This window comes from Kineosporia sp. NBRC 101731 (genome assembly GCF_030269305.1).
GTDB lineage: Bacteria > Actinomycetota > Actinomycetes > Actinomycetales > Kineosporiaceae > Kineosporia.
In genome coordinates, this window is record NZ_BSTC01000001.1 from 1,402,180 (window position 1) to 1,424,839 (window position 22,660).

At 69.6% G+C, this 22,660-nt stretch carries 20 protein-coding genes and 1 tRNA gene; 12 read left to right on the forward strand and 9 right to left on the reverse strand.

The features are described from left to right. Positions 1-102 precede the first annotated feature (102 nt). On the reverse strand, positions 103-756 hold the full coding sequence (locus QSK05_RS06220; protein ID WP_285594786.1) for a TetR/AcrR family transcriptional regulator: 654 nt from the start codon (positions 754-756) through the stop codon (positions 103-105). A gap of 124 nt (positions 757-880) precedes the next feature. On the opposite strand from QSK05_RS06220, the gene QSK05_RS06225 reads away from it, so the two are divergent. The 3 genes from QSK05_RS06225 (at position 881) to QSK05_RS06235 (ending at position 6,247) form a co-directional block, all read left to right on the forward strand. Continuing rightward, positions 881-4,420, forward strand: coding sequence for a 5-oxoprolinase/urea amidolyase family protein (locus QSK05_RS06225; RefSeq protein ID WP_285594788.1), 3,540 nt, complete (start codon positions 881-883; stop codon positions 4,418-4,420). Between the two features lie 251 nt (positions 4,421-4,671). Further along, positions 4,672-4,962 (forward strand): hypothetical protein, encoded by a 291-nt coding sequence (locus tag QSK05_RS06230; RefSeq protein WP_285594790.1) that lies wholly within the window; start codon positions 4,672-4,674, stop codon positions 4,960-4,962. Between the two features lie 88 nt (positions 4,963-5,050). Further along, positions 5,051-6,247 carry a serine hydrolase domain-containing protein gene (locus QSK05_RS06235; RefSeq protein ID WP_285594792.1) on the forward strand — a complete coding sequence of 399 codons (1,197 nt, stop codon included), beginning with the start codon at positions 5,051-5,053 and terminating at the stop codon, positions 6,245-6,247. Between the two features lie 37 nt (positions 6,248-6,284). On the opposite strand, the gene QSK05_RS06240 is transcribed toward QSK05_RS06235, so the two are convergent. Genes QSK05_RS06240 through QSK05_RS06250 form a run of 3 tightly spaced genes read right to left on the reverse strand, consistent with a single transcriptional unit; the run spans position 6,285 to position 9,210 of the window. Beyond that, entirely contained in the window at positions 6,285-6,965 is a 681-nt protein-coding gene (locus QSK05_RS06240; protein ID WP_285594794.1) for an SMI1/KNR4 family protein, read from the reverse strand. Then, the gene (locus QSK05_RS06245; RefSeq protein WP_285594796.1) at positions 6,962-8,521 is read right to left on the reverse strand and encodes a DUF6297 family protein; all 1,560 of its coding nucleotides are present in this window, start codon (positions 8,519-8,521) and stop codon (positions 6,962-6,964) included. Before QSK05_RS06245 ends, QSK05_RS06240 begins: the two co-directional genes overlap by 4 nt. After that, the gene (locus tag QSK05_RS06250; protein WP_285594798.1) at positions 8,518-9,210 is read right to left on the reverse strand and encodes an ABC transporter ATP-binding protein; all 693 of its coding nucleotides are present in this window, start codon (positions 9,208-9,210) and stop codon (positions 8,518-8,520) included. The genes QSK05_RS06245 and QSK05_RS06250 overlap by 4 nt, the downstream gene beginning before the upstream one ends. Before the next feature lie 126 nt (positions 9,211-9,336). Between QSK05_RS06250 and QSK05_RS06255 the strand changes: the two genes are divergently transcribed. Next, positions 9,337-10,515, forward strand: coding sequence for an aminotransferase class I/II-fold pyridoxal phosphate-dependent enzyme (locus tag QSK05_RS06255; protein WP_285594800.1), 1,179 nt, complete (start codon positions 9,337-9,339; stop codon positions 10,513-10,515). A gap of 21 nt (positions 10,516-10,536) precedes the next feature. Here QSK05_RS06255 and QSK05_RS06260 read toward each other — a convergent pair whose 3' ends face one another. The 3 genes from QSK05_RS06260 to QSK05_RS06270 all read right to left on the reverse strand — a co-directional run bounded on the left by QSK05_RS06260 (position 10,537) and on the right by QSK05_RS06270 (position 12,485). After that, positions 10,537-10,743 (reverse strand): tautomerase family protein, encoded by a 207-nt coding sequence (locus QSK05_RS06260; protein WP_285594802.1) that lies wholly within the window; start codon positions 10,741-10,743, stop codon positions 10,537-10,539. A gap of 34 nt (positions 10,744-10,777) precedes the next feature. Continuing rightward, entirely contained in the window at positions 10,778-11,512 is a 735-nt protein-coding gene (locus QSK05_RS06265; RefSeq protein ID WP_285594807.1) for an SDR family oxidoreductase, read from the reverse strand. A 112-nt stretch (positions 11,513-11,624) separates the two neighbouring features. Then, the gene (locus QSK05_RS06270; RefSeq protein ID WP_285594809.1) at positions 11,625-12,485 is read right to left on the reverse strand and encodes a DUF4253 domain-containing protein; all 861 of its coding nucleotides are present in this window, start codon (positions 12,483-12,485) and stop codon (positions 11,625-11,627) included. Positions 12,486-12,552: 67 nt separating this feature from the next. Here QSK05_RS06270 and QSK05_RS06275 point away from each other — a divergent pair, with 67 nt between their 5' ends. Both QSK05_RS06275 and QSK05_RS06280 read left to right on the forward strand, forming a co-directional pair. Next, positions 12,553-13,461 carry an acyl-CoA thioesterase gene (locus QSK05_RS06275; RefSeq protein ID WP_285594811.1) on the forward strand — a complete coding sequence of 303 codons (909 nt, stop codon included), beginning with the start codon at positions 12,553-12,555 and terminating at the stop codon, positions 13,459-13,461. A 120-nt stretch (positions 13,462-13,581) separates the two neighbouring features. Then, positions 13,582-14,223 carry an alpha/beta hydrolase gene (locus tag QSK05_RS06280; RefSeq protein ID WP_285594813.1) on the forward strand — a complete coding sequence of 214 codons (642 nt, stop codon included), beginning with the start codon at positions 13,582-13,584 and terminating at the stop codon, positions 14,221-14,223. A gap of 261 nt (positions 14,224-14,484) precedes the next feature. Here the strand turns inward: QSK05_RS06280 and QSK05_RS06285 are convergent, their stop codons facing one another. Beyond that, positions 14,485-15,198: an AIM24 family protein gene (locus QSK05_RS06285; protein WP_285594815.1), complete on the reverse strand. Its 714-nt coding sequence runs from the start codon at positions 15,196-15,198 to the stop codon at positions 14,485-14,487. A gap of 129 nt (positions 15,199-15,327) precedes the next feature. Between QSK05_RS06285 and QSK05_RS06290 the strand changes: the two genes are divergently transcribed. Continuing rightward, positions 15,328-16,818 (forward strand): MFS transporter, encoded by a 1,491-nt coding sequence (locus QSK05_RS06290; protein WP_285594817.1) that lies wholly within the window; start codon positions 15,328-15,330, stop codon positions 16,816-16,818. Positions 16,819-16,894: 76 nt separating this feature from the next. On the opposite strand, the gene QSK05_RS06295 is transcribed toward QSK05_RS06290, so the two are convergent. Then, positions 16,895-17,455 carry a hypothetical protein gene (locus QSK05_RS06295; RefSeq protein ID WP_285594819.1) on the reverse strand — a complete coding sequence of 187 codons (561 nt, stop codon included), beginning with the start codon at positions 17,453-17,455 and terminating at the stop codon, positions 16,895-16,897. 203 nt (positions 17,456-17,658) lie between these two features. On the opposite strand from QSK05_RS06295, the gene QSK05_RS06300 reads away from it, so the two are divergent. The 5 genes from QSK05_RS06300 to hisG all read left to right on the forward strand — a co-directional run bounded on the left by QSK05_RS06300 (position 17,659) and on the right by hisG (position 22,642). Beyond that, entirely contained in the window at positions 17,659-18,684 is a 1,026-nt protein-coding gene (locus tag QSK05_RS06300) for an LLM class flavin-dependent oxidoreductase (RefSeq protein WP_285594821.1), read from the forward strand. Positions 18,685-19,144: 460 nt separating this feature from the next. Then, positions 19,145-19,867 carry a M15 family metallopeptidase gene (locus QSK05_RS06305; protein ID WP_285594823.1) on the forward strand — a complete coding sequence of 241 codons (723 nt, stop codon included), beginning with the start codon at positions 19,145-19,147 and terminating at the stop codon, positions 19,865-19,867. Between the two features lie 126 nt (positions 19,868-19,993). After that, a tRNA-His gene (locus tag QSK05_RS06310) sits at positions 19,994-20,064 on the forward strand. Between the two features lie 71 nt (positions 20,065-20,135). After that, positions 20,136-21,632, forward strand: coding sequence for a histidine--tRNA ligase (hisS, locus tag QSK05_RS06315; RefSeq protein WP_285594825.1), 1,497 nt, complete (start codon positions 20,136-20,138; stop codon positions 21,630-21,632). Continuing rightward, on the forward strand, positions 21,629-22,642 hold the full coding sequence (gene hisG / locus QSK05_RS06320) for an ATP phosphoribosyltransferase (RefSeq protein WP_285594827.1): 1,014 nt from the start codon (positions 21,629-21,631) through the stop codon (positions 22,640-22,642). The genes hisS and hisG overlap by 4 nt, the downstream gene beginning before the upstream one ends. The last annotated feature ends 18 nt before the right edge of the window (positions 22,643-22,660 follow it).

Sequence of the window (22,660 nt, forward strand, 5' to 3'; positions counted from 1 at the left end):
GCTCCTCGCTCGGCCGGTGACACTTTCGATCAACTGATAGGAAGTCGGCCCTATTCAGCCCGCCGAGTGTTTCCGGAGTGATTCGCGGCCCGCTGAGTTCGGTTAAACCAAACCGGCTTCCAGAGTGACGCGGGCCACACTCAGCAATCGGCGCTCGGGGACGCGCAGGATGCGCAGGGCGGCGTCGGCGATCGCCGGGGCCACCTCGTCCGCGTTCATCTCGCCCTCGGTGCGGCGCCGCAGGATCACCGACTCGATCAGCCCGATGACCAGCATCGCTGCTGGTCGGGCGGTTTTCGAATCGGTCTCCAGCACGCCCGCGACCAGCTCGCGATAGACCTCGTAGAGCCGTTCGCGCTCGAGCTGGAACTCACTGAAGTCGTCGTGGTCGAGCCCGGGGGTCAGGTAGAGCGATCCGAGATTGTCGTGCCCGGACAGCAGCAGCCGGGTGTCGTAGAGACACAGCGCCCGCAGGCGCACGTCCGCCGGGTCGTCGCGTTCGGCCAGGGCCGTGGCGTACTCCACCGAGGGTTGCACCGTCTCCAGCAGCAGGCGCAGCAAAATAGCCTGTTTGCCCGGGAAGTAGTGGTACATCGAGGCCTGGCTGATGCCCGCCCGGGCGGCGATCTTGTGCGTGCTGGTGCTGCCGTAGCCGGCCTGGCAGAACAGGTGGGCCGCGGCGGCCAGGATGTCCTGCTCGGTGGTGAGACCGGACGTGGATGGCCCCTTCGCGCGGGGACGACCGAGGGACGACATGGCCAGGAGTGTAGGTCCTGCTTCCGGATTTACCCCCGGCACAACGTGTTACACCGACTTAACCGGCGCGGAACGTGGCGTCAATCGGTCGTGTCTTGACTTTCTGTCAATCAACAGAAAGTCGGTGACGGGGACAGTGGCGGAACGGATCGGCGCCCTGCTGGTGGCCAACCGCGGTGAGATCGCCTGCCGCATCATCCGCTCGGCGCGGAGCCTCGGGATGCGCACCATCGCGGTGTTCTCCGAGGTCGACCGGGCTTCGGCGCACGTACGGCAGGCCGACGAGGCGGTACTCATCGGACCGGCGCGCAGCTACCTCGATCCGCAGGCCCTGCTCGACGCCGCCCGGCGCACGGGCGCGCAGGCCGTGCATCCGGGCTACGGATTCCTCTCCGAGGACGCGGCGTTCGCGGAGCGGGTCGAGGCGGCCGGGCTGATCTGGGTCGGCCCGACCCCGGAGCAGCTGCGTCTGCTCGGGGCCAAGCACACCGCCCGGGCGGCGGCGGTGGCCGCGGGAGTGCCGGTGTTCCCGGGCACCGGGCTGCTGGCGTCGGCCGACGATGCGGTGGCCGCGGTGGCTGCCGTCGGCTACCCGGTCATGCTCAAGGCCACCGGCGGGGGCGGTGGCATCGGGATGTCGGTGTGCCGGGACGAGGCAGAGCTGCGGGCCGGGTACGAGCGGGTCTCCGGTCTCGCGGAGCGCAGTTTCGGCGACACCGGGGTGTTCGCCGAGCGATACGTGGAACGCGCCCGTCATGTCGAGGTCCAGGTGTTCGGCGACGGCACCGGAACCGTGGTCTCGCTCGGTGACCGCGACTGCTCCTTGCAGCGGCGGCACCAGAAAGTGGTGGAGGAGGCCCCGGCCCCGGGCCTTCCCGACGAGCTGCGGGAGCGGTTGCACTCCTCGGCCCGCAACCTGCTGGCGTCGGTCGGTTACCGGTCGGCCGGCACGGTCGAGTTCGTCTACGACGCGCAGCGCGGCGAGGCCTCGTTCCTGGAGGTGAACGCCCGCCTCCAGGTGGAGCACCCGGTGACCGAGGCGGTCACCGGTGTCGATCTGGTCGCGTGGATGCTCCGGCTCGCCTCCGGTGAGAAGGACCTGCTGAAGGCCTATCCCGACGGATCGGTCCCGGTCTCGGGCCACGCGGTGGAAGCGCGTGTCTATGCCGAGGACCCGGCGGCCGGGTTCCGGCCCAACGCCGGTCTGCTGACCCGGGTCGAGTTCCCCGAGACGCCGGGTGTCCGGGTGGACGGCTGGGTCGCCACCGGCACCCGGATCCCGACCGACTACGACCCGCTGCTGGCCAAGGTGATCGTGAGCGGTGCCGACCGGGACGCGGCGCTGCGGGGCCTCGGTGAGGCCCTGGGGAAGACCCGGTTCGACGGGGTCGAGGTGAATCTCGGCCTGCTGCGCACGGTCACGCGCCTGGCGGAGTTCACCGGCCTGGAGCACCACACCGGGACCCTCGACGACCTGGGTGATCCCGAGCCGCGGGTCACCGTCGGCCGGCCGGGCCTGATGACGACGATCCAGGACGCGGACGGCCGGCAGGGTTTCTGGCAGGTCGGGGTGCCGCCGAGCGGCGCGATGGACGACCGGTCACTGCGGGCCGGTAACCGGTTGCTCGGGAACGACGACAACGCCGCCGGTCTCGAATGCACGGCGAACGGACCGGAACTGACGTTCACGCACGCCACGCGGATCTGCGTGACCGGGGCACCCGCGCCGGTCACGGTGGACGGCACCCCGATCGAGCACTGGAGGGTGGTGGATGTCGCGGCCGGATCGGTGGTCTCGGTCGGGGAGGCGAGCGCCGGGCTGCGCACGTACCTGACCGTGGCCGGTGGCTTCGACGTACCGCAGTACCTCGGCTCGGCCGCGACCTTCACCCTGGGCGGGTTCGGCGGTCACGGTGGGCGGGCGTTGCGGCCCGGTGACGTGCTGCGCCTGGGTCGTTCGACAGCAGAGGTCCAGACCCCTCTGCGGCCTGAGCCCTTCACCCACCACTGGAACCTGACCGTGCTGGTCGGCCCGCACGGCGCCCCGGAGTTCTTCACCCGTGACGACCTGCGCCAGATCCTGAACTCCCGCTACGAGGTGCATTTCAACTCGGCCCGGACCGGAGTGCGGCTGATCGGCCCGAAACCGGTGTGGGCCCGCCGGGACGGTGGCGAGGCCGGGCTGCACCCCTCGAACATCCACGACAACGCCTACTCGGTCGGCGCTCTCGACTTCACCGGGGACACCCCGATCCTGCTCGGCCCGGACGGCCCGTCGCTCGGCGGTTTCGTCTGCCCAGTGACGGTGATCCGTTCCGAGCGCTGGAAACTCGGGCAGTTGCGCCCGGGTGACACGGTGTCTTTCGTGACCCGGACGGAAGCCTTGCCGACAGTGGCGGGCGAGGACGGCGTCCTCCAGCGTATCCCTGCCGAAGGCGCTGCCCCCGAGGTGACCTACCGCCGCAGCGGTGACGACAACGTCCTGATCGAATACGGGCCGATCGTGCTGGATCTGGGCCTGCGGGCGCGGGTGCACGCACTGCACCGGCGGCTGGCCGAGCTCGACCTGCGAGGGGTCGTCGACCTGACCCCCGGAATCCGCAGCCTGCAGGTCCATGTCGACCCGGACGTCCTGCCGGTCCAGCGGCTGCTCGGCATCCTGACCGAGGTGGAGCGTGATCTGCCGTCGGCGAGCGACCTGGTGGTGCCCAGTCGTCGTGTGCGGCTGCCGCTGAGCTGGGACGACCCGGCGACGCGCCTGGCCATCGAGCGGTACATGGCCGGTGTGCGCGACGACGCCCCGTGGTGCCCCTGGAACATCGAGTTCATCCGCCGGATCAACGGTCTCGACACCCCGGACGACGTCTACCGCACCGTTTTCGATGCCGAGTACCTGGTGCTCGGGCTGGGCGACGTCTACCTCGGCGCTCCCGTCGCCACCCCGCTCGACCCACGGCACCGGCTGGTCACCACCAAGTACAACCCGGCCCGCACCTGGACCGCGGAGAACTCCGTCGGCATCGGTGGCGCGTACCTGTGCATCTACGGCATGGAGGGCCCGGGCGGCTACCAGTTCGTCGGGCGTACCACCCAGGTCTGGCGCACCTATCCGGATCCCGGCCAGAACCCCTGGCTGCTCGACTTCTTCGACCGGATCAGCTGGTACCCGGTGTCACCCGAGGAATTGCTCGACCTGCGGGCCGACCTGGCCGCGGGGCGCAGCACGCCGGACATCACCGAGGGCAGCTTCTCCCTGGCCGAGCACGAGCGGTTCCTGGCCGAGAACGCGGACTCGATCACGGCCTTCCGCCAGGTGCAGGCCGGGGCGTTCGAGGCGGAGCGCCGGGCCTGGGAGGCGGCGGGCGAGTTCGACCGGGCCGAGCAGGCGGCGGCCGCGGTGGTGCCGGAGCCGGTCGAGGTGGTGGTGCCGGCGGGTGGTTCCCGAGTGGATGCCCCCTTCGTCGCCAACGTGTGGAAGGTGCTGGTGAAGCCGGGGGACGTGGTCGAGGTGGGGCAGGACGTGGTGGTCCTCGAGGCGATGAAGATGGAGGCCTCGGTGCAGGCGACCGCAGCCGGGGTGGTTCACGAGGTCCCCGCTGTTTCCGGAGCCCAGGTGGCCCCGGGCGAGGCCCTGGTGGTCCTGGCGTCAGCGGTCCCAGCCTGACTCTGCGGGAGATGCAACGACCCCAGCAAACCTTCCGTGATCATGCAAAACCTCCCCGACGTTCTAGAACTCTCATGCAAGGAGTTCTAGAACTCTGGGGAGGTTTTGCATGATCACGGAGGTGTAGTTGTTCGAACAAATGTTCGATAGAATCGGCGTGTCCGGCACACCAATTGCGGGGGTGGTGCTACGTGCGACCGATGCAGTCCCGAGCCGTCCGTCAGAGTCTTCCTAGTGATCCCTTCGAGCGGGTGCGCACGCCGCCGGAGGCTGTTCCCGTGCTGGCGCTGCTGCGGGGTGACGGCGGTGAGGTGCTGACCGTGGTTCCGGCCGCGGTGCAGGCCTGGTCGGGTGAATCCGTGCGCATCACCTGGGCGGCGCGGCGGGGTGTCCAGCTCTACTCGGCCTGGATCCCGGCGGCCGACGTGGTGCGGGGTGAGGCGGCCGCGCGGTTGCTCGACGAGTTCGCCTTCGGTGGTGGGTACCGGGCCGTGATCGCGCGGTTCCTGGCGTGGCGGGAGGCGCAGCCCCGTTCGGCGTAGAAACGCGGGACGGGCGATGAGTTCGGGTGGTGTGTCTCGTCCTCAGGGGTGACCGTCGTTGTCGCGAACCGGAGGCGAACCTGTGCCGATGCCCGTCGAAGCCCTCGAGAAGCTCCATGCCGACCTGGCTGCGAACGTCACCGCGGGTGAGGTGCCGGGGCTGGTGACCGCGGTGGTGCGTGGTGACGACGTGGACGTGTTCTGCGCGGGCGCGACGGCGGTGGAGGGTGGCGTGCCGGTGCGGCGCGACACGATCTTCCGGATCGCGTCCATGACCAAGCCGATGGCGGCCTTCGCGGCCCTGCGACTCATCGACGAGGGGCGGTTCGGGCTGGACGAGCCGGTCGGCCGGCTGCTGCCCGAACTGGCCGCGCCGCGCGTGCTGCGGGAACTGGGGGCGCCGGTCGGCGACACGGTCCCCGTCGAAAGGGCCATCGTCGTGCGCGATCTGCTTGCCTTCACGGCGGGTTTCGGGGTGGTGATGGCCGGGCCGGGCACCTACCCGATCCAGGCGGAGATCGAGGCCGCCTTCGGTCCGCCCGGTCCACCCCGGCCTGCGCACACACTCCCGGGCGACGAGTACCTGGCCCGGCTCGGGGCCCTGCCGTTGCTGCACCAGCCCGGGGCACAGTGGATGTACAACACCGCGAGCGACGTGCTGGGTGTCCTGATGGCGCGGGCCACCGGCGCTTCGCTCGACGAGGTGCTGCGGGAGTACCTTTTCGAGCCGCTGGGAATGCCGGACACGGGTTTCTGGGTGACGGAGGGCGCCGTCGGGCGTCTGGCGGTCAGCTACACCGTGGGTGCCGACGGGGGTCTCGAGCTGTTCGACCCGGCCCGGGGTGGGCAGTGGACCGCGCCGCCGCCCCTGGAATCGGCGGCCGGGGGACTGGTCTCGACGGTCGACGACTGTCTGGCCTTCACCCGGCTGATGCTCGGTCGGGGAGTCGTCGGCGGGCGGCGGCTGCTGTCGGGAGAACTGTTCGCCGAGATGACCCGCGACCAGCTGAGCCCGGCCCAGAAGGCGCACACCGAATGGGTTCCCGGGTTCTTCGACACGCACGGCTGGGGCCTGGGCCTGGCGGTGCGAACGGTCGCGGGCGACGGTGAGTCGGCCGGCTCGTACGGGTGGAGCGGTGGCCTGGGCACGGCTTGGGCCTGTGACCCGGCGCTGGGCTCGGCGGGCATCCTGCTCACCCAGCGGGCGATGACCTCGCCCGTGCCGAACCCGGTGATGAACGCCTTCTGGTCTCAGGTTCCGGCCGTCACCGGCTGGGTGGGATGAGCCGAGGCGCCGGCGAGACGCGGAGCGATCACCATGCTCAGCTGACTTCGAGGTCGTACACCAGCACGCCCTCCGCCAGTTCCTCCGGATCGGCCTGATCCGGATCGAGGTCACCGAGTCGCTCGGTGCACCATCGCAGCAGCTCGACGAGGCCGGGGGCGAGCACCCGGCGCAGGTCCTCGTCGCGGCCGATCACGATGACCTGCCCCACGGTGCCGCCGGGGCGGGGAGCCAGGTCGGCGGCGAGGAAGTTGCCGCCCCCGTCCGAGGCGAAGGGGATCCAGTCCGGCGAGCTGTACACGCCCAGGACCGGGTCGTTCCCGCGCACGGTGACCGCCCGGTCGAGTTCCTGGGCCATCTCGCCCGGCTTGAAGTGTGCCCGGACGTTCTCCAGATGGGTCCAGGCGTCGGCCAGTTCGCCGATCGGGTCGAAGGTCCAGCCGTCGCCGAAGACCGGGCCGACCCATCGACCCCGCTCGCGGCCCGCGTCGTCGTCGGCCAGGTCGGCGTAGTTCGTCTGACCGTCGCTCAGTTGGTAGAGCCCGGCCAGGTCGGCGGGTAGAGCCCGGCCGACGGTCTCCTGGGCCCTGGCGAACTGGGCCGGGGAAGCGCCGGGCCGGGCCAGCTCGTCCACGGCGTATCCGGCGCGGGCCAGGGCGTCGAGCAGGGCGATCCAGGCGTCCTGCACGTGCGCGTCGGGAGGGGCGATGTCGGTCACGGCTTCTCTCTCGGGTTGGCTTCTTCCGGGTTCTCGGTCTTCTGATGGAGCGCTATGGCCACGGCGACACCGCTGAGCAGTACCTGGAGCGACAGCAGTTCCGGATGGGTGGAACCGAGGATGAGCGCCACCACGATCGGCACACTGCCGATCAGTGCGACGTCCGGGCCCTTCACGACCGACGAGGCCAGGCCCGGTGGCAGGGCTCCCATCGGCGAGGTGATCGTCGGGCCGCCGAACGTCGCGTTGGGCCGGTACGCGCCCCGGACCGCGGCGGCGGCCCAGGCCGGGGCCGACAGCACGCCGAGCAGCACCCACCAGGCCGGATCGCCGAAGCGCCAGCCCAGGACCGCGGTGATGACGATGAACCAGAACTCCATTACCACGATCGGCAGTGCCATCCGGGTCAGGCGCACGTCGCGCTGGCCGATCGGGAACGCCGCGTCCAGCCCGGGACTGATCTGGGCCCGGCGGGCGCCCTCGACGGTGGCCAGCGAAGCCAGGTAGGCGCCGATCAGCAGGAGCACGATCGTGCTGGCCGGACCGGGGTCGGGCACCAGCAGCCCGAGGACGGGCAGACCCAGGGCCACGAGCACCTGCACGGGCTGGCGCGGGGTGCGCAGGAAGAGCAGCACGTCCGAGGTGATCAGGGCGGCCTGAGGCCTCCACGACCGGGGCACGCGGGTCAGCCATTTCATCGTCGAGGAGCGAGCCCGGCGGGGCGATTGCGTGCGGACCGCCAGCGCGCGCCCCAGGGCTCTGGTGTCCAGCGAGAGCACGGCGACCAGAGCCTCGTCCGTCACCGCTCCGCTGTGCCGCAGGCTCACGGCGTGCACGTCGCCGAGCCGCCGGTCCCAGCTGACGGCCAGCCCGATCGCGACGACGAGCAGCACCACGGCGACCGGCAGGGCGACCCAGGTGGTGCCCGGCGGGGCCGTGCGCGAAAGGGCCATGAGAATGCCGAACAAGGGGACGCCCGCGGTCACCAGATCCGCGGCCACCCGGATCGCGCGGTGCGCGGTGGGGCGGCTCTGCAGCTGCCCGGCCGTGATCACCAGCGTCACCGTGAGGGCGGCGAACAGTGCGGTCGTGCCGGCCATGGCGGCCGGTCCGGCCGGCAGGGCGAACGAGACGGCGGCCCCGCACACCGCGCCGACCACCAGGCCGATCCCCGGCCACCGGTAGGCGGCGGGCCGCAGCAGCGAGCGTCGGTCGACGGGAAGCGGGAGCCACCAGGTGCTCTCGGCCCCGGACAAGGACAGCGGCCCGAGCCGCGTGACCAGCCCGATGAAGGCCGCGACGGCGGCGATCGCGGGCAGCACCGCGATCCAGCCGACCGCCAGACCCGGTCCGTCCTGGGCGGCCTGGCGGAACGGGCCCTCGCCGGGGGCGAGCCGGGTGCTCAGGGAGAAGACCATCGTCGAGGCCATCGCAACGGCGAAGACTCCGATGTAGACGTCGCCCAGCAGGTCGGTGAGTTTGGCCTCGGAGTGGTAGTTGCTGGCGTCGCGGGTGACCCGGCGGACCTGGCCGCCGGTGGGAAGAGCGGGGCTCACAGTTCGTTCCGGATGATCGCGGCCCCGCGCTCGGGATCGACCACCCGGACCTCGGTGTCGGAGATCGCCACCACCTTCGTCGCCGCAACCGAGACCAGCTGGGGGTCGTGCGTGGCCATCAGAACGCCGCCACCTTCCGAGCGTTCCTCGACCAGCCAGTCGGCCAGGGCGTCGCGGATGGCGGCGTCGAGGCGCTGCTCGGGCTCGTCGAGGATCATCAGGGCGCGCGGCCGGGCGAACGTGGCTGCGAGCAGCAGACGTCGTCGCTGCCCGGAGCTCAGGGCCCCCGGCATCGCCTCGGCCCGCTCGGTGAGACCGAAAGCATCCAGCTGATAGTTGGTCACGCTGACCGGGTCGTCCACCCCGTGGCCGAAGCACGTCAGCATCAGGTGCTCGCGCACGGTCAGGCTGGGGAAGAACGCCTCGTCGCCCAGTTCGGAGGCCACCGCCGCCCGGAACGCGCTGCTGCGCTCGTCCAGACCGGACCCCAGCAGATTCATCGTCCCGCCCAGCGGCGCCAGCAGCCCGACCACCGTGCGCAGCAGGGTGGACTTGCCCGAGCCGTTGGCGCCGACCACGGCCACCACGTCGCCCGGCGACAGGGTCAGCGTGATCGGTGGGCAGACCGGAAGCCCGTACCCCACCTCGAGGTCTTTCACTTCCAGCAGAGCTGCGACCGCCCCTGACATCGTGCCTCCACGTGTGCGCCCAGCCCAAGTTCCTGCCGCATCATGCCCGTTCTGCCCGTGGCCGCGGCGCGCACCCCCGAATATGCCCTTCGTGTCCCTTCGCCGGGCGCTCCTTATGCTGGCCGGGTGAGAGCGTCGCAGCGTGCCCAGGCCGTCCAGCCCTTCTACGCGATGGAGTTCGCCAAGCGGGCTCAGGCTCTCGAGACCCAGGGCCATCACGTGGTGAAGCTGAACCTGGGGGAGCCCGACTTCGGTGCGCCCCCGGCCGTGCTGAGCGCGCTGCAGAAGGTCGCCGACGGCCGCCCCCTGCCCTACACCGGGGCCACCGGTCTTCTGGAACTGCGCGAGGCCATCGCCGGCTTCTACCGCCAGGAGCACGATGTCGAGGTCGACCCCCGCCGCATCATCGTCACCGCCGGCGCCTCGGCCGCCCTGTTGTTGGTGAGCGCCGCTCTCGTCGACGCCGGCGACAAGGTACTGATCAGCGACCCGTCCTACCCGTGCAATCGCCAGTTCGCCGAAAGCTTCGGTGCCGAGGTCATTCTGGTGCCCACCACCCCCGAGTCCCGGTTCCAGCTGGATCTGCCCGCCGTGAAGGCGCACTGGGCCGACGACACCCGCGGCATCATGATCGCCACCCCTTCGAACCCGACCGGCACCTCCATCGATACCGCCGAACTGCGAAACATCTGCGACTTCGCCCGCTCGCGCGACGCCTGGCGCATCGTCGACGAGATCTACCTGAACCTCGGCACCCGGGACGCGGCGGGACGGGCCCCGGCCAGCGTGCTGTCCGTCGACCCGGACGCCTTCGTCATCAACAGCTTCTCCAAGTACTTCGGCATGACCGGATGGCGGCTCGGCTGGTGCGTGGTGCCGGACGCATTCGTGCCGGTGATGGAACGTCTGGCGCAGAACTACTACATCTGCCCCTCCACCCCGGCCCAGTTCGCGGCCCTGGAATGCTTCACGCCGCAGTCGTTGCAGGTGGCCGAGGACCGGCGCGAGGAGTTCGAGCGCCGCCGGGCCGTGGTGCTGGCCGGCCTGGAAGCGGCAGGCCTCCCCGTGCCGGTACTGCCCGACGGCGCCTTCTATGTCTACTTCGACGTGAGTGGAACCGGCCTGAGCGCCTGGGACTTCTGCGAGCGGGCCCTGGCGGAGAAACATGTAGCTCTCACCCCCGGAAAGGATTTCGGCCCGGGCGGTGCTGACCGCTACGTGCGGCTCTCCTACTCGGCCTCGGTCGCCGAACTCCGGCAGGGCCTTTCCCGCCTGGCCGAGTTCACGGCCGATCTCCAGCCCTGAGGGCCTCTGCCGCAGCGACGGTCAGTGGCGCCCGAGCATCTCGGCGGTCAGCACAGTGCTGCCCAGGCCCCAGCCGCCGTCGGCCACCTCTTCGACGATGACGAGGGCGTTCTGCCGGGCCTGATCGCCGTAGACCTGGCCGTAGGCATCGGTGACGGCGTCGATGAGGATCTTCTTGGACTCGGGGGTGAGGGTTCCGGCGGGGACCTTCAGGTTCGCGAAAGGCATGACTCTCCTTGGGATTGTTTTTCGCAGTGAGGATTTAGATGATTCCGCCGTTGGCGCGGAGCACCTGACCGTTGACCCAGCGGCCGGTCGGCCCGGCCAGGAAGGCCACGACGTCGGCAATGTCTTCCGGGGTGCCCAGGCGCTCCAGCGGAGCCTGCTTGGCCAGGTGGTCGATCGTGGGCTGGTCTTTGCCCTCGAGGAACAGCTCGGTCGCCGTCGGGCCGGGGGCCACCGTGTTGACCGTGATGTCACGCCCCCGCAGTTCGCGGGCCAGGATCAGCGTGGCCGCCTCGACCGCACCCTTACTGGCCGCGTAGCCGCCGTAGGTCGGGAACTGTAGCCCGACCACCGAGGTCGACAGCGTGACCACGGCGCCACCCGCGCGCACCCGCCGCGCCGCTTCCCGCAGGACCACGAAGGTGCCACGGATGTTGGTGCGGTGCATGGCATCCAGGTCGTCGAGGTTGATCTCGGCGATCGTGGTCAGAGACATCCGCCCGGCCGAGTTCACCACCACGTCGACACTGCCGAACTCGGCCTCCGCCGTGTCGAACATCGCTGCGACCGCGTGCTCGTCGGCGACGTCGGCCTGGAAGGCCACGGCCCGTCCGCCCGCGGCGGTGATCTCCTGCACCACGGCGGCGGCGGCCTCGGCCCGCCCCGCGTACCCGACGACGACGGCCTGCCCCTGCGTGGCCAGGGTGAGGGCGATCTGCCGGCCGATACCCCGGCTGGCCCCGGTGACGACTGCTACGCGCTGCTGGCTCATGGCTCTCCTCCAGGAAATTACTGCCGCGACGTGTCCGTAGCGGCGATACGAAACAAAGGTAGCAGTGATGTGGATTCACTGCTACCTCTGGTGCGTATCGATGAATCGACCGCTAGGGGCGGTCGTGGAGGAACCAGGCGTTGGTGTGGGCCAGGTCCCAGGCCAGCGAGATCTGGGGTATCTGGAGACTGCCTCCCAGTGCCAGCTGCTGCCGCGCGAGGTTCCAGGCTTCCGGCCCGAAGCGCGGTCGCCGGGTGCTGACGAACTGGAGCATGGTTCCCCAGGACGCGACGAGTTCGGCACCCCAGGCCTGATGCCATTGCTGCAGGCAGGCGGCCAGAACCTGATGGTTGTCCTCGCCGAAATAGTCCAGCCAGGTCATCGGCGACCAGGCACTGGTCGTGGGGAGCAGAGCCAGGTAGACGTGATCGGGGATGTACCAGTTCAGTGCCCCGGAGGTCTCCTTCCCACCGGGGTGACTCAGCTGCGCGAGCCGCGCCGGGTCGTCCCAGATCTGATCGAGGAGGTGGCGGTTCAGGCCGTTCCAGGTGATCGAGGCCGGTATGCCGGGCAGGAGCTCACGCGCCAGGGCGTCGGGATTCCATTCCGGTCCGGTCCGCCAGAAGCCCAGGAGCTGCGAGACGGTCTCCAGATTGACGGTCTCCACGGGTTCGTCGCTCTCCCGGCCGTACATCCCGGGCCACGGGTCCAGAGAGAAGGCGGCCGTCTCGATCCGGGCCAGTGCGGCCGGCTCGACCTCGGGGAACCCGAGTTCGTAGTTGTCGGAGACCGCGACCGGGCGTCGTCCGGTCACGGCCATCACGTCCCGCGCCGCCCTCCAGCCGGTGAGCACGTCGCTGGGGTCCGGCCACTGAACCGCCAGCACATCGCAGTCCGGAACCGGATCGACGTCCATCCCGTCCAGGGCGGTTCCCCGGAACGCGGCCATGATCTCGTCAGGTTGATTCAGCACCGGACGATCCTCTCGTTACCGAGGCCCGTCGATCACCCGCCGACGGGGCGGGAGCCACCATCCGCCCGTGGGTACGCTCCGGTGCATTCGTCATCGGGAGGTAGTCATCACCGCGCTCACGCTGCTGGATCTGCTCACCCTGGAAGAGCTCGACACCGACCTCTACCGCACGAGCGCGCTCCACCCCGATCCGTACGGCCTCTTCGGTGGCCAGGTCGCCGCCCAGACCCTGCGGGCGGCAGGCCTCACCGTCACGGCCGACCGGGTGGTGCACTCACTGCACGGATACTTCCTGCGCCCCGGAGATCCGGGGCGCCCGGTGGTGTTCGAGGTTCATCGGGACCGGGACGGGCGCTCGTACTCCGCCCGCCGGGTGGTGGCGCGGCAGGGCGGCCAGGTGATTTTCAACCTGGCGGCGTCGTTCCACGTCCCGGAGGACGGCCCCGACGTGCAGGCCGAGAAGATGCCCGACGAGCCCCTCCCCGGTCCGGACGCGACCGAGCTGAGGGCGGGCACGATCGGCATCGACTTCTTCGAGGCGCCGGGTGGTCTTTCGGGTCGCCAGAACGCCGAACCCTGGTGGGAGCCCGCCCTTCCGGGGGAGCGGCGGCCGGATGCCCGCCCGTCCCGGGTCTGGGCCCGCCCGCAGATCCGGATCCCCGACGAGCCGCACCTGCACGCCTGTGTCCTGACCTACCTGTCGGACGTCCTCACCGGTCTGTCCACCCTGGCCGTCCCCTCACCCGACACCCTGCTGACCAGCCTCGACCACGCCATCTGGTTCCACCGCCCGGTCGACATGAACGGCTGGGTGCTCATGGACCTGACCGGCCACTCCCTCGCGGTGGGCCGGGGCATGTACTCCGGGCGCATCTTCTCCGCGGACGGCCGGCTGGTCGCCGGCCTGGCCCAGGAATCCCTCTTCCGCAAGAACCCGACCGGCGCCCGCAGGCCGCGACGGGTGACGCGGCCATGAAGGGTCCTGGTCATCGGACTCGTGGTCGGCAGTCGCGTCCTGATCGGCGCGGAAGGCGACGGCGGGGCTGTCCGTCGTTCGGCTCTTCGCCGGGCCGAATCCGTGCGGTAATCTATTTGAATGCTCAACAAAATCTTCCCTGACCCCGTCGTCGCGAAGGCCGGGCCGGACGGTGACGCCGGGCGTCCGCTGGTGGTTCTGCTGCACGGGCGGGGCTCGAACGAGGCGGACATCATCGGTCTGGCCGGGCATCTGCCGGAAGGGGCGCAGTACGTCGCCGTCCGGGCGCCGATCGCCGAGGGTGGGGGTTACGCCTGGTTCGCCAACCGGGGTATCGGGCGGCCGCGGGCGCAGTCGCTGCGCGAGACCATGGACTGGTTCACCGCCTGGCTCGACCCCTTCGCGGGGGAGCGGCCGGTGTACCTGGTCGGGTTCTCCGGTGGGGCGGCCTTCGCGGGTGGCCTGATCCTCGACCGGCCGCAGCGTTTCGCCGGTGCGGCGATTCTCTACGGCACGCTCCCGTTCGACGCCGGGGTTCCGGTGGACGCCGACCACCTCGCCGGGCTACCGGTTTTCGTCGGGCAGGGGCTCGATGACGTGGTCATCCCGCGCGAGCTGCTCGACCGCACCTGGCAGTACCTGACCGACGGCTCCGGCGCGCTCGTGCACGCCCTGCGCGCACCGGGCGGGCACGGCGTCTCGATGCCCGTGCTCGAGGATCTGTGCACCTGGCTGGGAGAGCGGTTCTCGGTCGGTCAATGAGGGACGTCGCGGCCGGCCGGGGTGGTGGCTGACGGGAGGTGCCCGGTCGGTGGGGGAGCCGGCCGCATCCGGCCCGGGAGCCGAGCGGTCCGCGTTGTGTACACCTGGTACATCCGGTACCGGATGTACCAGGTGTACACAACGGTCAGGGGCCTGTGCCGCCGGCGGATCGCTGAGGCGACGGGCCACTGACGGGTGACCGGCAGGGGCGAGGCGACCGGTCCGGCCCACTCCCCGTGGGCGTGAGTTCTCCGGTGGAACTCAGGTGAACAGGCCACCCAGACCGCCGCCGCCACCACCGGCCGACTGCGCCTGCTGCGCGGCAGCACTCCACTCGCTGGGCTGAACGATCACGAAACCCGGCCCGTGGAAGGCATACTGGAACGCCTCGCCGGTGCCTCCGCGGAGCATCGAGCGCATGTTCATGCTCGAGACGATGTTCGGCACCAGGTTCGCCGACCAGGCCACGGCGGCCTGTACGTCGACGTAGGTGGGCTGCTGGGAGCAGTCCAGCACGACGGGCTGGCCGACGGAGACGAGGGCGACGGTGCCCTGACCGGAGAGCACCGTGTTGAACAGGCCCCCGGCCATCATGCCGGCGCCCTGCACCCGTTTGATGTCCCAGCCCAGGCTGGCGTCGAAGGCGATGAGGTTCTGCCCGTTGACGCTGAGGGCGTCGCCGGTCAGCTCGACGAGATGCACGTAACCGGCCTCGTTGGCGAAGAAGACCTCACCCTGGCCGCTGACCCGCATGAGCGGCAGGTCTTCGTTGGTGAGCACCTTCTTGAGGAACTTACCGACGCTGCCGGACCCCTCGTGGTTGAAGGTGACCTGCCCCTGGAACGCGACCATCGCCCCCTTGGTCGCGAGCACGTCGGGACCGAGCGCGACCCGCAGCATCTGCGAGTTCTGCAGCGCGAAACGGTTCTGGCCGTTGATCTCGAGATTCGACTCGTGGAACAAGCTGCTTTGCATCAGCCCAGGGTAGAGGGGTGCAGGCGATCCGGGGTGTGATCAACGAGCGTTGCGGAACCGGGAACTTTTCGGGATGGACCGGCGGCAGTTCGACATGCAGGTCGCCGGAACCGGGTTCAAGGTCATTCTGTGACGACGCAGCAGCAGACTCCGGGGGACGGACGTGTCCTGCGGAGCAATCTCCCCGCCCGGCTCGACCGGTTGCCCTGGTCGAGCTGGCACATCACGGTGCTCATCGGTCTCGGCACGGTCTGGATCCTCGACGGACTCGAGGTCACCATCGTGGGAGCGCTCGGCGACCGGCTGACCGAGGCGGGCAGCGGTCTGGAACTCTCGGCCGGGCAGATCGGCCAGGCCGCGGCGATCTACGTGGCGGGCGCCTGTCTGGGCGCGCTCTTCTTCGGCCAGCTCACCGAGAGATGGGGCCGGCGCAAGCTGTTCATGATCACTCTCGGCCTGTACCTGGTCGCCACGGTGCTCACCGCGTTCTCGATGAACCCGCTGTTCTTCTTCGTCTGCCGGTTCTTCACCGGTGCCGGTATCGGCGGTGAGTACGCCGCGATCAACTCGGCGATCGACGAGCTGATGCCCGCCCGCCTGCGCGGCCGGATCGACCTGATGATCAACGGCTCGTACTGGCTGGGCGCCGCCGTCGGGGCGGCCCTCACCCTGGTGCTGCTGGACACCGACCTTCTTCCGGCTGACATCGGCTGGCGGCTCGCCTTCGGCCTGGGGGCCGTGCTGGGCCTGGTGATTCTTCTGGTTCGCCGCAACGTGCCCGAAAGTCCGCGCTGGATGACGATTCACGGCCAGCACGACGAGGCCGAGAAGGTTGTCGCCGACATCGAGCACACGGTCGAGCACCAGGACAAGCTCGAACTCGCACCGGTGGCCGACGACCAGAGCATCGAGATCCACGAGCGCGGCCCGGTGAAGGTCTTCGAGATCATCCGCACGATGTTCCGGTCCTACCCGCAGCGTTCTGCCCTGGGGCTGGGTCTTTTCGTCGGCCAGGCGTTCCTCTACAACGCGGTGTTCTTCACGCAGGGCCTGGTGCTGACCACGTTCTTCGACATCGGCTCGGGCACGGCAGGGCTCTACATCATCCCGCTGGCGCTGGGGAACTTCCTCGGGCCGATCCTGATGGGGCCGTTGTTCGACACGATCGGCCGCCGCACCATGATCACCCTGAGCTACGTGCTGAGCTCGGTGTTTCTGGTGGTCACCGCAATCCTTTTCCAGCAAGAGGTTTTCAGCGCCACCACCCTGACCGTCGCGTGGAGCGTGGTGTTCTTCTTCGCCTCGGCCGGGGCCAGTGCGGCCTATCTGACGGTGAGCGAGATCTTCCCGATGGAGACCCGCGCCATGGCCATCGCCTTCTTCTACGCCGTGGGCACCGGGCTCGGCGGCATCATCGGGCCGCTGCTCTTCGGCAAGCTCGTCGAGACCGAGAGTTTCGGCGCCGTGGCGGGCGGGTACTACCTGGGTGCCGGGCTGATGTTCGCCGCGGGCGTGCTGGAGTGGTTCATCGGTGTGGACGCGGAGAACCGCACACTCGAAGACATCGCCTCCCCGCTCTCGGCGGCGAAGGCACCGCAGAGCCAGTCGCAGCACCAGTAAGGCACCCTCACCCCCTCAGCAGGCTGGACGGCGGATGCGGCTCCCCGAGAGTCACTCCTCAGGCCGCATCCGTCGTTCAGCCGTACCGGTGACTCTTCTGGCTGTGGCCCTTGGCCCGGGTGCAGATGCGGCCGTTCATGCTGCGGTGCCCGCACGGCTCCTCTTCCTCGGCAGCGGGCTCGGCGACCTCGGCGGCCTCGACCGGGCGCAGGTCGATGACCTTGGCCTCGGCCGGAGGCTCTTCAGTAACCTCAGCGGTGTCCGTCACGACGGTCAGCTCGGGGGCGGCTGCCGCCTCGGCCTCGGCCGTCTGCGTGACACCGGTCTCAACCGCAGCCGGTTCGGTCGCAGCAGTCTCGGCCGCAGCCGGTTCGGCCGGTTCGACCGCAGCCGGATCGGTCACAGCCGGCTCAGCCGCGACAGCCTTCGCCGCCTTGCCCCGCCCCCGCTTCGCCGCGGTCTTCTTGGCGGGCTTGGCCGGCTCCTGCTCGAACAGCTCGATCGGCTCCGCGGACACGCTGGGCGCAGAAGCGGCCGGGCGCGCCGGCTTCGCGGTCTTCGCCTCTTCCTTCTTCTGCTGGGCGTATCGCGCGAACCGCGCCTCACGCATGGCCCGCAGGGCGTCTGCTTTGCTCATCGTTCCATCACATGACAGAGCCTATTGGTTGGCACCGACAAACTTGCCCCTCTCATCGTTGACCAGGCCAGCCTCACTCGAACCAGGCAACCACGGGCGTCCTCGAGCAGGGTCTGAACCACCTCTCGGCAACCCCCGGCGACGGCCGAACCGGTACCCTCACAGGCCTATCAGTTGCGCGCTCAACCAAACGAGGACGTCCGATGGAACTGGGCATCACCACCTTCGCCGACGCCTACCCGGTGAACGGCGTGCCGACCCCGCACGGGGTACGGCTGCGCCAGGTGGTCGAGGAGGCCGTGGCCGCCGAACAGGCCGGTCTGGACGTCTACGGCATCGGCGAGCACCACCGCGCCGACTTCGCCGCGAGTGCTCCCGCGATCGTGCTCGCGGCCGCCGCCGGGAAGACCGAGAAGATCAACCTGACCAGCGCCGTCACCGTGCTCTCCTCGGAAGACCCGGTGCGTGTCTGGCAGCAGTTCACCACGCTCGACCTGATCTCGCAGGGGCGTGCCGAGATCATTGCCGGCCGCGGTTCGTTCATCGAGTCGTTCCCGCTGTTCGGGTACGACCTGGAGGACTACGACGACCTCTTCAGCGAGAAGCTCGACCTGCTGGTCGAGCTCACCCGTGAGGAGCAGATCACCTGGCAGGGGCGGTTCCGGCCGGCGCTGCACGAACAGGGCGTGTTCCCGCGGCCCGAGCGCCGGCTGCCGATCTGGATCGGCGTGGGTGGCACCCCGCAGTCGATCGTGCGCGCCGCCTCGTACGGCCTTCCCGTCGCACTCGCGATCATCGGTGGGCAGCCGGCCCAGTTCGGCCCGCTCGCCCAGCTGCACCGGCACGCGATCAAGGAGTCCGGCTTCGAGCCGGACGATGCTCCGCTCGCCGTCCACATGCACGGATACGTGGCGCCGACGGCCGAGCAGGCCGTGGAGGAGTACTACCCCTCCTACGCCCAGGCGATGACGGTGCTGGGCCGTGAACGGGGCTGGGGCGCGATGAGCCGCAACCAGTTCAACAATCTGCGCGGCCGGGGTGGCTCCCTGGTGCTGGGCTCACCCGAGCAGGTGGCGGAGAAGATCGTCGAGGTGCACCGGGTGCTCGGCGTGCAGCGCTTAATGCTGCACATCAGCGTCGGCACCCTTCCGCACGAGCAGGTGCTGCGGGCGATCGAGCTGCTCGGCACCCAGGTCGCACCGCTGGTGCGGGCCGAGTTGGGTGCTTGAGGACGAGGTTGTCCTCCCGGTGCCCACCCGGGCACCGGGGGTCTCCCCGCAAGGGGCGGGTGCGCGTCCCTCATTTGCCAGCTGCCCACCCGCATTGCTAAATTGCCCAACATCATGGGCATCTTCTCGACTCGCGCGCTGACCTTCGTGTCGGCTGCCGTCGTCGTGCCCGTTCGCCCGGTGGTCGGCGCTCATGCCCATCATCGGCATGCCCATCACGGCGTCCATATCTCGCCGGTGGGTGCTGGCTCCCGCTGAACCAGGTCTGACGGCCTGAAACGGGTGAGTCCACACCGATCGGCGCCCTGCCCCGCTCCTGTCACTCCACTCTCGTGGCCCCAACGCGCCTTTCGCGTGCCTGAGACCGGTGTGCCCGGACGCGTCCACTCTCCCGGCCGTGAAAAGGCTTGTTGGTGGGCACATTGATGCCAGAACTGCGCAGAATCAGGAAGGTGCCCACGTGGGAACCCGGGAAGACGTTTACCAGCTGCTCGAAGAGAAGATGCTGAAGTACACCGACTACGCCGAGGTTCCGGTGATCGAGGTGGACGAGGTCGTCCTCTTCGAGGCGGTCCCGCAGCAGGGTGTGCTGCGGGTGGAGCACATCGACGCGGAGATGAGTGAACTCACCGGCCGGGTCATCTACGTGCGCCGTCCGGTGGTCGACATGCTCTACGCGGCCGGCCAGGAACTGAAGAGCCTCGACCGCTCGCTGACGCTCCGGGTGGTCTACGGATTCCGTGCCCTGGAGGTCCAGACCCGTCTGTTCGACGAGGCCAAAGAGTCTCTGCGGCAGCAATATCCGGACGAGAACGAACTGATCGAGGCGGCCCACCGGCACGTCGCGGTGCCGTCGGTGGCGGGCTATCCGACGGGCGGCGCGGTGGCCGTCGAACTGCTGCGTGACGGGGATCCGGTCGACATGGGCACCCCGGTGATGGAGGCCGACCGCGACGCCTTCACCTTCTCGCCGTTCGTCTCCCGCGAGGCCTGGGAGTACCGGCAGCTGTTGCGCCGGGCGATGATGGCGGCCGGCTTCGCGCCCTTCGACGGCGAGTGGTGGCACTTTTCGTACGGCGACAAGGAATGGGCGCGCTACTACCGCCGGCCCGGGGCGCTGTACGACCAGGTCTCGTTCGCGGACGCGCAGAAGGTCGACCCCGACGCCGACCTGGCTCTCTGATGTGCCCTCGGGTGGGCCCTGAAAGCTCCTACGGGTGCGTCGAAAGCGTGATCCGGACCGGCCGTGGGCCGTCTGGGAAGGCCGTGGTTCATACCCCGGCCGATGCTCTGCTAATCTACTCGGCGAGCCGGGATAGCTCAGTGGTAGAGCACCTGATTGTGGATCAGGAGGCGGGGGTTCGATACCCCCTCCCGGTACAAGTAGATCGTTCGTCGATCTCTTCGTGCGCCGGGCTACCTCCCCAGCTCATGAGGAAGAAGGCACAACGATGACCGGCCTGGTCCGTCCGCAGAATCTCCGTGGATTCCGTGACCTGCTGCCCGAGGAGATGCTTCTCCGCAACGAGGTCGTGGCCCGCATCACCCGGGTGTATCAGTCCTACGGTTTCGTACCGCTGGACACCCCGGTGCTGGAGAGCCTGCCCACGCTGCTCGGCAGCGGTGGCGAAGAGGCCGACAAGCAGATCTTCGTCGTTCGGGAGAACACGAAACCCGTTGTCGCCGAGGGCGAAGCCGCCTCCGTCGAGGTGGGTATGCGGTTCGACCTGACCGTGCCGTTCGCCCGCGTCATCGCCCAGTACGCGCCGCAGCAGATCAAGCTGCCGTTCCGCCGCTACCACGTGGGCCCGGTCTTCCGCGCCGACGACCCGCAGCCCGAGCAGGGCCGGTTCCGGCAGTTCACGCAGCTCGACGCCGACATCGCCGGCAGCTCCACGGTGGCCGCCGACGCCGAGATCGTCGCGGTGATGAGCGCGGCCTTCGACTCCCTGGGGCTGGAGGCGTCCACCGGCTACGTCGTGCGGGTGAACAACCGCAAATTGGTGGACGCGTTCCTCGCCGGTGTGGGCATCGAGGACTTCGAGACGGCCCGGCACGTGCTGCGCGTGCTCGACAAGGCCGACAAGATCACCCCCGAGGCGCTGCGCGCCGAACTGGGGGAGGGGCGCTTCGACGTCTCGGGCGACCGGATCCGTGGTGTCGGCCTGGCCGCCGAGGAGATCGACGCGCTGCTGGTCTTCGTGAGCGTCGGCAAGGACACCCGCGTCGAGACGCTCGACGCGCTCGAGGCCCTGCTGCCGTCCACGGACCAGGCGCAGGCCGCCGTGGCTGAGGTGCGCGAGTTCCTGTCCCACCTGGACGCGCTCGGGGTGAGCGAGGCGAGCGTGCAGCTCGACCCGAGCCTGGCCCGCGGTCTGGCCTACTACACCGGCACGGTCTACGAGGCCACGCTGGTCGGCGCGGGGGTCGGCTCGGTCGGCGGTGGTGGCCGCTACGACGGGCTGGTCAGCCGCTTCAGCGACGACCCGGTCGCCGCGGTGGGTGTCTCCATCGGCATCGACCGGCTGGTGACCGGCCTGGCCAACCTGGGTGTGGAGTTCGGCACGGCCCGCACCACGGCCGACGTGGTGGTGCTGGTGATGCCCAAGGTCGAACCGGCCGAGGCCACCCGGGTGGCGGCGGAACTGCGTGCGGCCGGTGTGAACACCGAGCTGTACGTCGGTGAGTCGGTGGGCAAGGTGGGCAAGCAGCTGGCCTACGCCAACGCCCAGGGCTTCAGGGCGGCCGTGATGATCGGTGGCAACGAGGTCAAGGACGGCACCGTCACCGTGAAGAACCTGCAGGCCGGGGCTGAGTCCCGGGCCGCCATCGCGGACAACAGCGAATACCGTGCGGCCAAGTCGGCCGGGCAGATGACCGTTCCGCGGGGCGAGCTGATCAGCGTCGTCCGGGACATCCTGGGCGACACCTCGGAGGAGAACTCATGAGCGACCGGCAGATCACCCTCGGCATCCCCAAGGGCAGCCTCCAGCAGAGCACCCTGGGCATCTTCGAGCGGGTCGGGCTGCAGTTCACCGGCGGCTCGCGCACGCTGTGGCTGAGCTCGAACGACCCGGAGATCGTGCCGGTCCTGCTGAAGCCGCAGGAGATCCCCATCTACGTGAAGTCCGGCCGCCTGGACGCCGGGCTCTCGGGCCGTGACTGGATCGTCGAGCAGGACGTGCTCCAGGACATCGCGGTGAAAGCGGAACTGCCCTTCTCCCGCCAGACCTCGCGCCCGATCCGCTGGGTGCTCGCGGTGCCGCAGTCGTCGTCCATCAAGACCGTGGAAGACCTGCGCGCCGAGTGCGACCGCCGCCGCCTGGCCGGCGACCCGTTCGTCATCTCCACCGAGCTCACCCGGATCTCCCGGATGTGGCTGGCCCGGCAGGGTGTCGACGCGCACGTGGAGTTCTCCTGGGGCGCCACCGAGGCCAAGGCTGAATACTTCGCCGACGCCATCATCGAGGGCGTGGAGACCGGTAATTCGCTGCGGGCCAACCACCTTCGTGAGGTCGCGGAGGTGTTCAGCTCGACCAACCAGTTCTTCGTCAGCCGGAAGATCTACCGTGACGACGAGTGGAAGCGGAACAAGCTCGACGCGATCTCGCACCTGATCCGCGGTGCGCTGCGGGCCAACGACGTGGTCGAGCTGCGCGTGGTGGCCGATAAGCCCCTGTCCCTGGAAGAGATCCTCGGACCCGACGCCAGAGTGGTCTCGGCGTCCGATGCCGTCAACGGACAGGGTTTCACCGCCACCGTCACGCTGCCCCGGGCCTCCGTGCCCTACGCCCTGCCCGCGGTGATCGCCGCCGGTGCGACCGACGCCTGGGTCTCACCGATGTCGATCTACTACAGCCACGAGGCCGACGCGACCTCGAAGGCGGCGGCGGAAGCCCGTAACGCCAGCGCCAGCCTCCCCCTGGCTCCCGTGTCCCCGGGCACCGGCCTGGCCTAGGCACACCCTTACCCCTCC